The sequence below is a fragment of the Aeromonas sp. 6P genome (assembly GCF_051919525.1).
Taxonomy (GTDB): Bacteria; Pseudomonadota; Gammaproteobacteria; order Enterobacterales; family Aeromonadaceae; genus Aeromonas; species Aeromonas veronii.
This window is the reverse complement of record NZ_JBQBEO010000002.1, coordinates 3,993,557-4,007,500: the sequence shown is the minus strand read 5'-3', so window position 1 is coordinate 4,007,500 and position 13,944 is coordinate 3,993,557. Positions and strand designations below refer to the sequence as shown.

8 protein-coding genes, 1 tRNA gene, 2 rRNA genes and 1 pseudogene (1 of these 12 running past the window's edge) are annotated in these 13,944 nt (G+C 58.8%); 7 read left to right on the top strand and 5 right to left on the bottom strand.

The window, feature by feature from the left end:
* The 5 genes from ACTG2J_RS18540 to ACTG2J_RS18520 all read left to right on the top strand — a co-directional run.
* Window positions 1-1,885: ribosomal RNA gene (locus ACTG2J_RS18540) — 23S ribosomal RNA — on the top strand; it begins 1,005 nt to the left of the window's first position.
* 120 nt (window positions 1,886-2,005) lie between these two features.
* Window positions 2,006-2,120, top strand: a 5S ribosomal RNA gene (gene rrf, locus ACTG2J_RS18535).
* Window positions 2,121-2,217: 97 nt separating this feature from the next.
* Window positions 2,218-2,294: transfer RNA gene (locus ACTG2J_RS18530), tRNA-Asp, on the top strand.
* A 412-nt stretch (window positions 2,295-2,706) separates the two neighbouring features.
* Entirely contained in the window at window positions 2,707-3,024 is a 318-nt protein-coding gene (tmaR, locus tag ACTG2J_RS18525) for a PTS system regulator TmaR (RefSeq protein ID WP_005336024.1), read from the top strand.
* 208 nt (window positions 3,025-3,232) lie between these two features.
* Window positions 3,233-6,316 carry a transglycosylase domain-containing protein gene (locus tag ACTG2J_RS18520; protein WP_439997775.1) on the top strand — a complete coding sequence of 1,028 codons (3,084 nt, stop codon included), beginning with the start codon at window positions 3,233-3,235 and terminating at the stop codon, window positions 6,314-6,316.
* Between the two features lie 111 nt (window positions 6,317-6,427).
* Here the strand turns inward: ACTG2J_RS18520 and yidA are convergent, their stop codons facing one another.
* From yidA to ACTG2J_RS18500, 4 genes and pseudogenes are all read right to left on the bottom strand, one after another.
* On the bottom strand, window positions 6,428-7,237 hold the full coding sequence (gene yidA / locus ACTG2J_RS18515) for a sugar-phosphatase (RefSeq protein ID WP_439997774.1): 810 nt from the start codon (window positions 7,235-7,237) through the stop codon (window positions 6,428-6,430).
* A gap of 114 nt (window positions 7,238-7,351) precedes the next feature.
* Window positions 7,352-9,018 (bottom strand): annotated as a pseudogene (locus ACTG2J_RS18510) (FapA family protein).
* A gap of 255 nt (window positions 9,019-9,273) precedes the next feature.
* Window positions 9,274-10,422, bottom strand: coding sequence for a CinA family nicotinamide mononucleotide deamidase-related protein (locus tag ACTG2J_RS18505; RefSeq protein ID WP_429060342.1), 1,149 nt, complete (start codon window positions 10,420-10,422; stop codon window positions 9,274-9,276).
* Between the two features lie 53 nt (window positions 10,423-10,475).
* Window positions 10,476-11,714 (bottom strand): HD-GYP domain-containing protein, encoded by a 1,239-nt coding sequence (locus ACTG2J_RS18500; RefSeq protein WP_058057906.1) that lies wholly within the window; start codon window positions 11,712-11,714, stop codon window positions 10,476-10,478.
* Window positions 11,715-11,858: 144 nt separating this feature from the next.
* On the opposite strand from ACTG2J_RS18500, the gene metA reads away from it, so the two are divergent.
* Window positions 11,859-12,806 (top strand): homoserine O-succinyltransferase MetA, encoded by a 948-nt coding sequence (metA, locus tag ACTG2J_RS18495; protein ID WP_439997773.1) that lies wholly within the window; start codon window positions 11,859-11,861, stop codon window positions 12,804-12,806.
* On the opposite strand, the gene ACTG2J_RS18490 is transcribed toward metA, so the two are convergent.
* Window positions 12,807-13,325 (bottom strand): cyclin-dependent kinase inhibitor 3 family protein, encoded by a 519-nt coding sequence (locus ACTG2J_RS18490; protein WP_323969735.1) that lies wholly within the window; start codon window positions 13,323-13,325, stop codon window positions 12,807-12,809.
* A gap of 143 nt (window positions 13,326-13,468) precedes the next feature.
* Between ACTG2J_RS18490 and ACTG2J_RS18485 the strand changes: the two genes are divergently transcribed.
* Window positions 13,469-13,939 carry an Lrp/AsnC family transcriptional regulator gene (locus tag ACTG2J_RS18485; protein ID WP_005336001.1) on the top strand — a complete coding sequence of 157 codons (471 nt, stop codon included), beginning with the start codon at window positions 13,469-13,471 and terminating at the stop codon, window positions 13,937-13,939.
* Window positions 13,940-13,944 lie beyond the last annotated feature (5 nt).

Sequence of the window (13,944 nt, the reverse complement as noted above, 5' to 3'; positions counted from 1 at the left end):
TTAAGTGGGAAACGATGTGGGAAGGCTCAGACAGCTAGGATGTTGGCTTAGAAGCAGCCATCATTTAAAGAAAGCGTAATAGCTCACTAGTCGAGTCGGCCTGCGCGGAAGATGTAACGGGGCTCAAACCAGGCACCGAAGCCGCGGATTCACACTTATGTGTGAGTGGTAGGGGAGCGTTCTGTAAGTCTGCGAAGGTGTATCGAGAGGTATGCTGGAGATATCAGAAGTGCGAATGCTGACGTAAGTAACGATAAAGGGGGTGAAAAGCCTCCTCGCCGGAAGACCAAGGGTTCCTGTCCAACGTTAATCGGGGCAGGGTGAGTCGACCCCTAAGGCGAGGCCGAAAGGCGTAGTCGATGGGAAGCAGGTTAATATTCCTGCACGACTTGTAATTGCGATGGGGGGACGGAGAAGGCTAGGTGGGCCAGGCGACGGTTGTCCTGGTGAAAGTGCGTAGGTGGTGTTTCCAGGCAAATCCGGAGACACAACACTGAGACACGAGACGAACACACTACGGTGTGGAAGCCATTGATGCCCTGCTTCCAGGAAAAGCCTCTAAGCTTCAGATTACAAGTCATCGTACCCCAAACCGACACAGGTGGTCGGGTAGAGAATACCAAGGCGCTTGAGAGAACTCGGGTGAAGGAACTAGGCAAAATAGAACCGTAACTTCGGGAGAAGGTTCGCTCTTGACAGTGAAGTCCCTTGCGGATGGAGCAGTTGGGAGTCGCAGTGACCAGATGGCTGGGACTGTTTATCAAAAACACAGCACTCTGCAAACACGAAAGTGGACGTATAGGGTGTGACACCTGCCCGGTGCCGGAAGGTTAATTGATGGGGTTAGCGCAAGCGAAGCTCTTGATCGAAGCCCCGGTAAACGGCGGCCGTAACTATAACGGTCCTAAGGTAGCGAAATTCCTTGTCGGGTAAGTTCCGACCTGCACGAATGGTGTAACCATGGCCATGCTGTCTCCACCCGAGACTCAGTGAAATCGAATTCGCCGTGAAGATGCGGTGTACCCGCGGCTAGACGGAAAGACCCCGTGAACCTTTACTACAGCTTGGCACTGAACATTGAACCTACATGTGTAGGATAGGTGGGAGGCTTTGAAGGCGTGACGCCAGTTGCGCTGGAGCCGTCCTTGAAATACCACCCTTGTATGTTTGATGTTCTAACGCAGGGCCCTGAATCGGGCTCGCGGACAGTGCCTGGTGGGTAGTTTGACTGGGGCGGTCTCCTCCCAAAGAGTAACGGAGGAGCACGAAGGTTGGCTAATCCTGGTCGGACATCAGGAGGTTAGTGCAATGGCATAAGCCAGCTTAACTGCGAGACGGACAGGTCGAGCAGGTACGAAAGTAGGTCATAGTGATCCGGTGGTTCTGAATGGAAGGGCCATCGCTCAACGGATAAAAGGTACTCCGGGGATAACAGGCTGATACCGCCCAAGAGTTCATATCGACGGCGGTGTTTGGCACCTCGATGTCGGCTCATCACATCCTGGGGCTGAAGTCGGTCCCAAGGGTATGGCTGTTCGCCATTTAAAGTGGTACGCGAGCTGGGTTCAGAACGTCGTGAGACAGTTCGGTCCCTATCTGCCGTGGGCGTTGGATGATTGAAGGGAGTTGCTCCTAGTACGAGAGGACCGGAGTGAACGAACCTCTGGTGTTCGGGTTGTCACGCCAGTGGCACTGCCCGGTAGCTAAGTTCGGAATCGATAACCGCTGAAAGCATCTAAGCGGGAAGCGAGCCCTGAGATGAGTCATCCCTGACCCCTTGAGGGTCCTAAAGGGCCGTTGGAGACCACAACGTTGATAGGTGGGGTGTGTAAGCGCGGCGACGTGTTGAGCTAACCCATACTAATTACCCGTGAGGCTTAACCATACAACACCCAAGAAGTGTTCTAAGGCTTGTAGCAAATAGAACGAACTACTCAAATTCAGTGATAGTGACAAGCCAAGCGCAACATCACTACTCACGTCAGCTTTCTAGATTAAGAATTTGCCTGGCGGCCATAGCGCCGTGGAACCACCTGATCCCATGCCGAACTCAGAAGTGAAACGCGGTAGCGCCGATGGTAGTGTGGCATTCGCCATGCGAGAGTAGGACACTGCCAGGCACCCAATTAAACAGCGATGTGAAGAATCACGTCACTGGCTGCGAGGATGACACCTCAGAAGAAGCAGCAGAAAATTTAGCGAAAGCTAACCGAATGCGGAGCGGTAGTTCAGTCGGTTAGAATACCGGCCTGTCACGCCGGGGGTCGCGGGTTCGAGTCCCGTCCGCTCCGCCACTAATTTGAAGGCCTTCCCTGATGGGAAGGCCTTTTTGCTATGGGTGGTTTTGCTCATAAGACCTACATATTTGCACATCGGAACCAATACAAAGCCCGGCTTCACGACCGGGCTTTTGGATTTTTAGCGTGTTAAACAGCCAGTGTTAGCATTTATCTGCAGGAAGAGAACTAAAAAGCCTGTCATCTCCTCCATTTTCTATCTATATCAAGCTCTTATCTGATGGATTACTGGCCATTTTAACTGGTTTACTTTTGGCCAAACTCTGTTCATGGCGCGCGATTAGGGTTGTATCTCGCTTATAACTCGGTAGAGTAAGGACATCTTGAGTTTGCCTGTCCCGCGCCGAGTTTGCCGGGTTCCAGGTGTAACTTGGCCAGTTTTTATCAACCTTAAGTCAGTGGTATCGATATGGAACAAGTAAACAAGTCCACCTTCAGCGATGTACTGGAATATGTGCGTATGTCCCGTCGCCAGAACAAACTCAAGCGTGAAATTGCGGATAACGAGAAGAAGATCCGTGACAACCAGAAGCGCGTGCTGCTGCTCGACAACCTGAGCGACTACATCAAGCCGGGCATGAGCATTGATGATGTGCAGGCGATCATCGCCAACATGCGTGCCGACTATGAAGAGCGCGTGGATGACCACATCATCAAGAACGCAGAGCTCTCCAAAGAGCGTAAAGAGCTGAGCACCAAGCTGAAGGGCATGAGCTCTCACAAATAAGCGTTGCGCTTTCGCTTAAGAGACACCGGCCACTGGCCGGTGTTTTGTTATCAGCTCGGATCTCTGCCACTCCTGCAACAATCGGCTCCCCTTTTTAGAATTGCCCTGTTACCATCACTACAAAGCGGTCAATAGTTTCAAGCCATTGACTTGAAAAGACTAAGCTTGAGTGAAGCACAATAAATTGCGCAACCATGGTGGGGCTGATATGGGCGCATCAGAACAGACGGATTTGACACAAGTGGCATCTCAAGATTCATCTGTCCAGACCTCGGACGGGAACCCAAAGCGCAAGCGTCGTCCCTGGTGGCGTTGGCTGTTCTGTTTTCTCTTTTTATTGTGCCTGGGGGCGGTGATCGCTCTGGTTGGCTATGAGATGAAAACCTCGAAGCTGCAATCTCAGGAGATTTCCCGCTATGCCGCCAAGCTCACCTATCAGGTCGAGCCTGGTCAGAGCAAGCAGATCGCTTTCCCTGAAGATGGCCCGTTCGACAAGCGGCTCGGCTATGTGCAACTGCCGATGATGCAGGAGCGTTTGCTGCAGCGGGGCTATGAAGTCAGCAAGCAGGTGCATTTCTCCGACGCGCTCTATGACTACGCCAGTCGTGGCTTCTTCGTGCCCTATACCGAGAAGGTGCAGGCCGGTTTGACGCTGCACGATTGCCGCGCCGAGCCCTTCTATCAATTCAAGTATCCGACCCATCACTATCCGGATTTTGACTCCATTCCACCGCTCATCATCCAGTCGCTGCTGTTTATCGAGAACCGCGATCTGCTGAGCAACGAAGAGCCGTTGGCCAACCCGGCGGTCGATTGGCCCCGTTTTGCCAAGGCGGCACTATCTCAGGTGGGCAAGGCGCTCGATATGCAGGATCAATCTGCCGGTGGCAGTACCCTGGCGACCCAGGTGGAGAAGTACCGCCACTCGCCGGATGGCCTGACCCTGTCGCCGACCGAGAAGATCCGTCAGATGGCCTCTGCCAGCGTGCGGGCCTATCGTCTCGGGCCGGAAACCCTCGAAGCGCGTAAGCTGGTTGCTTGGGCCTACCTCAACTCGGTGCCGCTCTCGGCTGCGCCGGGATATGGTGAAGTACATGGTCTGGGAGATGGTCTCTGGGTCTGGTTTGGTGCCAATGTCGATGACGTGAACCGTCTGCTGGATCCCGCCCGCAACCAGAATGCACCGCTGGCCGAACAGGGACTTGCCCTGCGTCAGGTTGTCTCGCTGATGATTGCGCACCGCCGTCCCTCTTACTATCTGGCTCAAGGGCGAGAGGCATTGGCTACCCTGACCGACAGCTACCTGCGCCTGTTTGTGCAGGAGGGAATGATAACGCCACCTCTGATGGAGGCGGCGCTCAAGGCCAAGATTACGTTTCGTGACTTCCTGCAGTCCCCGGCTATCACCCGGGTGAACAACAACAAGGGGTTGCAGGTTGCCCGTACTCGCCTGAGCCGTCAGCTCGGGGTGCAGCTCTATGACCTCGACCGGATGGATCTGACCGCCGATACCAGCCTCAACATGCCGTTGCAGAACGAAATCTCCCGTTATCTGCAACAGCTGGCCGACCCGACGTTTGCCGCTCAGGTAGGGCTGTTTGGTGAGCGCCTGCTCTCGCCGGAGAAGACCGGCGATGTGCGCTACAGCTTCACCCTGTTCGAGAAGTCGCCGGAAGGGTTCAAGGTGCGGGTGCAGACCGACAACACCGATCAGCCGTTCGATATCAACGAAGGTTCAAAGCTGGAGTTGGGCTCAACCGCCAAGTTGCGGGTGCTGACCACCTATCTGGAGATCGTGGCCGAGCTGCACGACAACTATGCCGGGATGCCGGTCGAGAATCTGCGCAAGCTGGCTGCCGTCTCTCAGGACAACCTCAGCCGTTGGGCCATCTCCTATCTGATGACGGCTCAGGACAAGAGCCTGCCTGTGATGCTGGAAGCGGCGCTGGATCGTAAATACTCCGCCAGCCCCAACGAAGGGTTCTTTACCGGTGGCGGCATGCACACCTTCAACAACTTCCGCCGCGAGGATAACAATCGTATTCCGACGTTGCGTGACTCTCTGCGTGAGTCGATTAACTTGCCCTTTGTACGGCTGATGCGCGATATCGTGCGCTACAGCCTCTACAAGGAGGGCAACCGTGCCCAGTTGCTCAAGGATGACAAGGATCCCCGTCGTCAGGAGTATCTGGCCAAATTTGCTGACAAAGAGGGCCAGACCTATCTGCTGCGCTTCTGGCGCAAATATCGCGGCAAGACTCCCGAGGAGCAGCTCGATACCTTCCTCGACGGTCTCAAGCCGAGTGCGGTACGTCTGGCGGCGGTTCACCGCTACCTGATGCCGGAAGCCAGCGAAGCCGCATTTGCTGCCTTCCTGGCGGAGCGGTTGCCGCGGGAGAAGTTGAGTGCGAAACGGGTTAATCAGCTCTACGTCAGCTATGGCCCGGGCAAGTATTCACTGCCGGATCAGGGCTACATCGCCCGGGTTCACCCGCTGGAGCTGTGGCTGCTGGCCTATCTCAAGGAGTTCGACAAGGCGACCTTTGCCGACGCGGTGGCGGCCAGTCGTGACGAGCGGCAGGAGGTCTACAGCTGGCTGTTCAAGACCCGTCATCGCAGTGCCCGTGACAGCCGGATCCGCACCATGCTGGAGGTGGAAGCGTTCCTCGATATCCATCAGCGCTGGGCCAAGCTCGGTTATCCGTTCGACCATCTGGTGCCTTCGCTGGCGACTGCCTTGGGCAGCTCCGGCGATCGTCCGGCTGCACTGGCCGAGCTGATGGGGATTATCCAGAATGGCGGTGTCCGCTCGCCAACCCTGCGTATCGAGCACCTCTCGTTCGCCAAGGGGACGCCCTTCGAGACCGAGTTTGAGCCGCAGCACACCGAGGGAACCCGGGTGATGCCAGCAGAGGTGGCGGCCGCCCTGCGCAGTGCGCTTTCAAAGGTGGTTGAAGGGGGCACGGCAAGACGTATCGCCGGTGCCTTTACCCTGCCGGATGGCACTGTGCTGCAGATGGGGGGCAAGACCGGGACCGGGGATAACCGGATTGAAACAGTGGGCCGTTATGGCAACGTGACCAGCTCGCTGGCGCGCAACCGCACCGCGACCTTCGTTTTCTATCTGGGTGAGGATCACTTCGGTACCCTGACCGCCTATGTACCGGGTAGCCAGTCTGACAAGTTCCGTTTCACCTCGGCGCTGCCGGTGCAGGTGCTCAAGGGGATGGCTCCCCTGCTGACGCCTTACCTGCAACCGGGCTCCCATACCCAGTGTCTGGCGAACCAGTGATGCGAGCGAATTACCGCTCATCACGCAGATAACTAACCAGAGAAAAAACGGGGAGGCTGACAGCCTCCCCGTTTTTATTTCCTCATCGGGCGTAGCGGCGTTCGATTGCGATCAGGCGTTCAGTACGAACTGCTCGATCACCTGAGCTACACCATCTTCATCGTTGCGGACGGTGGTGTGCTGGGCGAGAGCCTTGATCTCGTCGGTGGCATTGCCCATCGCAACCCCGAGGCCTGCGTATTCGATCATGTGGCGATCGTTGCCCGCATCCCCGACGCAGATCACCTGATCGGCGGTCAGACCAAGGTGCTCGGCCAGTGCGGCCACGCCGGTTCCCTTGTTGCTCTGCTTGTTCATGAACTCGAGGAAGAAGGGGGCACTCTGTACCACGGTATAGCGCTCATAGAGCTCTGCAGGCAGTCGCTCGATGGCGCGGGAGAGCTGGGGCGGCTCGTCGATCATCATCACCTTCATGATCTGCTCGTCGGCAGGCAGGGTGGCGAAGTCGATCAGATTGATCGGCATGCCGATCAGGCGGGATTCGTGCTCGGTGTAGGTGCTGACACGGGGACTGATGAGGCCCTGGGTGACCGAGAAACCGTGGACGTTCACCTCCAGCTCGTCAGCCAGTTTGGCGACGGCGCTGGCGTCACTGCCGGTCAGCAGCTGGCTGCGGATGATGCGCTGATCGGCCACCTGTTGCACCAGGGCGCCGTTGTAGCAGATGACGTAGTCATGCTCTGTGGTGAGGCCGAGCTCTTCCAGATAGCGGCTCATCCCTTCCAGCGGGCGGCCGGAGGCCAGCACAACGGTTACCCCTTTGGCGCGCGCGGCGCTGATGGCGGCGTGGGTGCGGGGAGTAATCTGGCCCTGCGGGTTGAGCAGGGTGCCATCCATATCCAATGCGATCAGCTTGTACATCTCTCACTACCTGAGTCTGGGTGGCCCGCCCGGTGGGGCCAAGGAAGTGGCGAGTGTAGCGAAAATCGGCGGCGGGATCACGACCGGTTCAGCGATGGGGCCGTGCAGGTTGAGCTATTTGTGTCCCTCGTAAGGGGTCATCTCGAGGGTTTCATCATGGATGGTCAGACGGGTAGGGCCTCGGGTGATGGTAACCTTGCGTTTGAAGCTGGCCATCTCGACCTCGATGCCGGAGTAGAGGTGCTGGGTGGCAATGACCTCCATCTGGGCCATCAAGTTTCGCAGCTCCTCCTGGTTGGCGGTGAGCTGCTCATCGAGCTGGGCCAGTTCGGCCAGCTGATGGTCCCGGATCGGTTTGAGCTTGCGCAGGGTATCCGGATTGCGCTTGTCGCCGGGCAGTTGCAGCAACTTCATGACCAGCTCCTTGATTTTCTCCAGCTGGGCCTGACACGCCTGCTGGCGCAGCTTGAGCTGGTGTTCCTGCTCCTTGTGGGTGAAGTAGCCGCCAAGGATCTGCAGCCGGGTATGGTTGGCGGCCTCGGCCCCCAGGCTGGGAGCCATGATCAGGCGATTGGCAATGCTGGTGCCCCCCAGCAGAGTGCCTTTGCGCATGTTGCTATCGCCTACCTTGATGTCTTGTCCGCTGCGGGAGTAGCAGTGGCTGAGCTGGCTCTGGATCTGGATATCCCCCCCGCTTCCAGCTGGGCATACTGGGCGTAGCTGGCGTGGATCTCCCCCTGCGCATTGAGTTGGCAAAGGTACTCCCCCTGCTCGTTGCGGCGGCCAATGATGCCGTGGCGTACCGTGATGCTGCCCCCGGCTTCGATCCAGCCCCCTTCGATAAAGCCGCCGATGACGATGTCACCGCTGACCCTGATCTTCATACCCGGGTTGACGTCGCCGCTGACGATTAAGCCCCCTTCAAAATCAATGTGGCCGTGGCGGGCATCCACCTGTTTGACGCTGAGCACCTCGTCCACCTTCATGCCTGCTTTCTCCTGACAGGGCAGGCCAGCCCGACCGGCAATCAGCAGGTCGGGATCGTCGGGGGAGATGAAGGTGCCCTCGCCAGCGCTCATCGGACTGTCTTTGCCATCTTTGGCGGGCAGATCCTGACCGGTCACGGTAAAACCGGGCACCCCGACGGTGGCCGGATGACGGCGCATCAGCGGAGCGCCTGCCTTGACGGTGACGATGGAGCCGAGATCCCGCAGGTCGACCTTGCCATGACCCAGCTCCTGCGGTTTGAGGATCCGTTCGGCCGGGGTCTCCACCAGCCGCTCATAGCGAGTGTCCTGACCATTGACGGCAGGCTGGCCGTTGGCAATCACCAGCTTGAGCTGACTGCCGGGGGCGGCCTCCTTGGCTGACTGGATGGCAGCGGTGAGCAGTTGCTCACTGACCCCCTGTTTGATTTCGCTGATGGCGATCGCCTCTTTCAGCTGTTCCAGCGTCACATACTTGCCACCCCAGTCGGCAGTGATCTGGGCGATGGCGCTCATGCGATCCTTCTCCACTATTACGGCGAGCCGGGCATCCTGACGCTTGCCGACAGGGATGGGGTTGGCGGGGATGGGGGCGGCAGGGTTGGTGAGCAGGGTATTGAGCAGGCTGATGGCCTGTTTGATCCCCTCGGGCAGCGGTTGATAGCGGCGACAGTTGGAAGCGAGCAGCAGAGCCTGCACATCCTGTTCCGTGACTGGTTTGGTGAGACCGGCGGCAATCCGCAGGCAGACCAGTTCCATATCGCTTGATAGCAGCAACCACTCTTTGCTTAACACCGCATCTCCTTGCTGGATGAGAACGGAGCGATCGGCTCGCTCCTTTACTGTCATTTAATCTCTCAATGATTAATAAAGCGAGTCGCCAACCCTGAGAGTGGGCAGTATCCAGATATTTCCTCTGAATGGTCAATGAATTGAAGTCAAATCGGTGATGGCGGCCAGATAAATGTGGGTGCTGTTTGGAAACGGAGTGAAAAGACGGATCGCAGCGCCAGCGACATAGGTTCGCTGGCAGGGGAATGGCGGTTCTTATCAGCTGCGCTGGGCTGTTCTGGCCAGGGTGAGGTAATCGCCGAGCACCGGCTCACCCAGCATATGGCGGCGCAGCATGTCGAGGGCGGCAAAGGCGAGGATCTTGCGGCGGCTCTCCGGGTCGGGATGGCTGACCTTGACCGTCTGACCGACGTGTTTTCCATCGGCGCTGAGCAGCAGTGGCACCCCCTCTGCGCCCTCTCGCCCTATGGTCAGTTGCAGGCCCGCATCGGTTGTCGGCAGTTGCGCCAGCTCATCGGCCAGTTGCGTACTGAAGTTGGCCTCCAGCCGGGGATGGCCGTGACAAAGCGCCAGCAGCGCACCGCCACTCTCCCCCTCCAGCAGAGTCAGCGGTTTGCCTTGCAGCAGCGCCAGGATCTGCTGCGCCGGTTCCGTATCTCCGCTGCCAACCAGCCAGGGGCGGATCGTATCCAGCAGTCGGCGCTCTGCACTCTCCATGTCAGCGGCACTGGCGCCGTGGCCGATCAGCTTCAGCTCGATAAGGGGCATGGAGGAGCGGTAACCCAGCTCAATACCAGCTGGCCAGGGTTCGGCATCCAGCATATCGCTGAGCGCCGACTCCGAGACGCCGAAGGTGTAAAAGCGACGCAGCTCGGTGTCGATCTGCGCCCCAGCCAGCTGTTTGAGGCGCGGCAGAATTTGCTCGCGTACCATCTGCTTGAACTCGAACGGCACGCCCGGGGTGAAGAAGATCTGGCTCTGGCCACTTTGCACCACAAAGCCGCAGGCGGTGCCGACCGGGTTGTCGAGGATTGCGCTCCCCTGCGGCAACCAGGCCTGTTTGGCATTGCTTTGTGCCATGGGGCGGCCACGGCTGGCGTAGCGCGCTTCGATGGTAGCGAGCCAGTCGGGGAAAAGGGTAAGCGGCTGGGCAAAGGCTTCAGCGGCCGCCTGAGCGGTCAGGTCGTCGGCAGTGGGCCCGAGCCCGCCACACACCAGCACCACCTCGGCGCGGCTGGCACTCTCTTGCAGCACCGTTTTCAGGTCAGCGAGGTTGTCCCCTACCGTCAGGCGACGGCGCACCTGCCACCCCTGCTCCAGCAGCAGAGCGCTGAGCCAGGCCGCGTTGGTATCCACCACCAGACCCGTCACAATTTCGTCTCCGGTACTGATGATCTCGATACGCATGGCAGGCTCCTTGGATTAAACGGGTGGCAACGGTTGGCCTCGGGCCAACACAATCAGGCTTTGTTGTGCTCGAAGTAGTAACTGATCCGGGTACGCGGATTGAGGTACTCGAACACGGCGGGCGGCAGCCGTTTGGGGTGGATCACCTTGGCGATCGACAGTTCGGCTTGCTGCAGGTCGATGATGGCGGCTTCCTGGCGGGGAATGCGCGGATCGTAGACCAGCACCGAGGGGTAGAGCAGGCGGGAAGCGTTGACCGACATTACCAGCCCCACCTGACCATTGGAGAGTTGCACCACGCTGCCGGGGGGGTAGATCCCCATCAGCCGGATCAGCATGCTGAGGTACTCCGGATTGAACTGCGCCTTGCGCTGCTTGTAGAGGCCGCTCAGGGCCGAGTAGGGCACCTTGGCCTGCATGTGGCAGAGGTTATCGTACTCGTTGATCAGCGACACCATCTGGGTCAGCGGATCGAGCTGGCCACCCTTGAGCCCTTCCGGCCCGCTGCCATCGAGATATTCATGGTGATGGAGCACGATCCCCTTAGCTTCGGCCGGGAAATCCTTGGCCAGATTGAGCAGATCCAGCCCGTAGCGCGGGTGCTGGGCCATCAGGTTCTGCTCCGGCTTGGTTAGCGGCTCGGTCTTGCGCAGGATCTGGCTCGGGATCTTCAGCTTGCCGATATCGTGGAACAGCGCCCCCATGCCGACCTGACGGATCTCGTCGGCCGTCATGCAGCACTCCTTGGCCAGCAGCATGCTGAGCACGCTGACGTTGAGGGAGTGGAAGTAGAGATTGTTGCCATCCTCGCTGTCGGAGACCAGATGGAGCACCATCTCGTCAACCGAGAGCAGCTGTTCTGTCATGGCGTTGACCAGCTCCTGCGCCTCGCCGATGGCATTGAGGGGGCGGGACTGGATCTTGCTCATCACGCTGCGCACCTGCGCCAGCGACTGCTGGAACTGTTTCTCGCACTGCTGCAGGTTACGGCGATAGAGTTGCAACTGCTCGATGCGGCGATCCTTCTCCTGCTGCATCCGAGCCTGACGCTGGGCGGCGTCTGCGCTCTCTTGTTGCTGAGGCTGTACCTGATTGAGGGGCTTGGGCGGAACGTCGCTCTTGTCGGGAATAATGGTGACCAGTTTCAGGCCGAGACGGCGGATCAGCTCGATCTCTTCTTCACTTTTGATCTTGAAGCTGGAAAACAGGAACGGGTGTTCGCGCCACCCCAGTGGCAGGGATACATAGTTGCCGACTTGCAGTCGATCTACGGAAATCTTGATACCGGTCATTATCTTGGAAGCAGGAGACACACTGAGCCGTATGCTAGTCAAAGGCGGGGGTGAATACAAAAGGTATCTGATGACAGGGCAGGAGCTTTATTATAGGCTTCTGGATGTCCAGACATATTTACCGATGCAGTACAGGGAGTAAGCATGCCGATCAAGATCCCGGATCAGTTACCCGCCGCCGAAGTGCTGGGGCAGGAGAACATCTTCGTGATGACGGAATCCCGGGCCGTCACCCAGAACATCCGCCCGCTGCGGGTGCTCATCCTCAACCTGATGCCAAAGAAGATTGAGACCGAGATCCAGCTGATGCGGATGCTCTCCAACTCGCCGCTGCAGGTGGATGTGGATCTGCTGCGCATCGATGACAGGGAGTCAAAGAACACGCCGCAGGCCCATCTGGAGAACTTCTATCACGACTTCGAGCAGGTGCGTGGCAACAACTACGATGGCATGATCATCACAGGGGCGCCGCTCGGGCTGGTGGAGTTCGAAGAGGTGGTCTACTGGCCGCGCATCGTCGAGATCATCGAGTGGTCCCATCAGCATGTGACCTCCACCCTGTTCCTCTGCTGGGCGGTACAGGCGGCGCTGAAAGCCTTGTATGGTATGGAGAAGCAGACCCACGGCGAGAAGCTCTCCGGGGTTTACCGCCACCATCGCCTCGATCAGCACGAGCCGCTGCTGCGCGGTTTCGATGACGAGTTCGTCGCCCCGCACTCCCGTTACGCGGCGTTTGATGGCGATCTGATCCGTGCCCAGACCGACTTGCAGATTTTTGCCGAGTCAGAAGAGGCGGGAGTCTATCTGGCGGCGACCAAGGATTGTCGTCAGGTGTTTGTCACCGGCCACCCGGAGTACGATGCCCTGACCCTCGATGGTGAGTATCAGCGGGATCTGGCGGCCGGGCTCGAACCGGCCATTCCGGTCAACTACTACCCGAATAATGATCCGAGCCGGACGCCGCGCGCCAGCTGGCGCAGCCATGGTCATCTGCTGTTTGCCAACTGGCTCAACTACTACGTCTATCAGCTCACCAGCTATCGGGTGGAAGATATCGGCAAGGTCTTCACCTACGACCAGGGAGGCAAATAGTCAGTCGCCCTGCGACAGCCGCTTGGCCAGCTGGTCGAGCCATTGGCGGTGGCAGGCCAGGGTAAATGCCTTGGGTCTGTGGGCCTTGATGGCGGCCATCGCCTCTTGCTGTGGCTGGCCAAGGGTCATCAGCAGCGCGGCGGCGACCAGCCCGGTACGACCGCTGCCCCCTTTGCAGTGGATGACCAGATGTTTGCCATCTCCCAGCAGCTCGCGCAGCTGCGGCAGCGCCTGTTGCCAGGCAGCCTCGAAGTCGGTGTCGGGGGCCAGATCATCCTCGATGGGCAGATGGAACCAGCGCATCCCTTCGTGCTCGACCTGCTGGCCGAGCTGCGCCAGTTCGAGTCGGATCAACTCGGCGCTTGTCATCAGGGTCACCACCCCGTGGGCACCGGCCAACCGCAGTTGATCGAGCGCCAGGGTCAGCGGCACCTGCTGGGTGCCGGGGCAGGGGGTCAGCAGCAGCTGACCGTCGACACGGGGAACCTCAAGGCTCCAGAAGGGGTGATACGGGTGCATGGCGGATCCTCGCGTGGTGGCCGCAGGGCTGCGGCCGGTGAATGGCGCCAAGGATAGGCGGGGCAGGGGGGATGTCAATGGCCGTTGTGTTTGCCCCGGTTTACGGGCAGAGTCTAAAAAATTGAGCGGTTCAAGGAGTTAAGATGAGAAACCTGGATCAACTGGATTTGGATATCCTGGCCCATCTGTTTCGGGATGCAGGCATGACCAACAAGGATCTGGCCGCGCTGGTGGGCGTTGCCCCCTCCACCTGTCTGGAGCGGGTTCGCAAGTTGCAGCAGGATGGCGTGCTCAAGGGGGCGCACTGCGAAGTGGATTATCAGGCCCTCGGTGGTCACATTCAGGCCATGGTCTCCCTGCAGCTGGCCCGCCACAGCCGCCAGATCATCGACGCCTTCCGCGATGCCATTCTGGCGCTGCCCGAAGTGATCAGTCTGTTCCACATGGGGGGCAAGGATGATTTTCTGGTGCACCTCTGTGTCTCCGACACCGAGCACCTGCGCAACTTTGTCTTTGATCACTTCACCTCCCGCGAGGAGGTGGTGCACCTCGAAACCTCGCTGGTATTCGAGCACAAGTTCAGCCGCTCCCTGCCCTGCTTTCCCCAGCCATAGCGGCC

Excerpts from the sequence above, each read along its gene's own strand:
- ACTG2J_RS18520 (WP_439997775.1), top strand. The coding sequence starts at position 3,233 with ATGGGCGCATCAGAACAGACGGATTTGACACAAGTGGCATCTCAAGAT.
- ACTG2J_RS18505 (WP_429060342.1), bottom strand. The coding sequence starts at position 10,422 with ATGCGTATCGAGATCATCAGTACCGGAGACGAAATTGTGACGGGTCTG.
- tmaR (WP_005336024.1), top strand. The coding sequence starts at position 2,707 with ATGGAACAAGTAAACAAGTCCACCTTCAGCGATGTACTGGAATATGTG.
- ACTG2J_RS18490 (WP_323969735.1), bottom strand. The coding sequence starts at position 13,325 with ATGCACCCGTATCACCCCTTCTGGAGCCTTGAGGTTCCCCGTGTCGAC.
- yidA (WP_439997774.1), bottom strand. The coding sequence starts at position 7,237 with ATGTACAAGCTGATCGCATTGGATATGGATGGCACCCTGCTCAACCCG.
- ACTG2J_RS18500 (WP_058057906.1), bottom strand. The coding sequence starts at position 11,714 with ATGACCGGTATCAAGATTTCCGTAGATCGACTGCAAGTCGGCAACTAT.
- metA (WP_439997773.1), top strand. The coding sequence starts at position 11,859 with ATGCCGATCAAGATCCCGGATCAGTTACCCGCCGCCGAAGTGCTGGGG.
- ACTG2J_RS18485 (WP_005336001.1), top strand. The coding sequence starts at position 13,469 with ATGAGAAACCTGGATCAACTGGATTTGGATATCCTGGCCCATCTGTTT.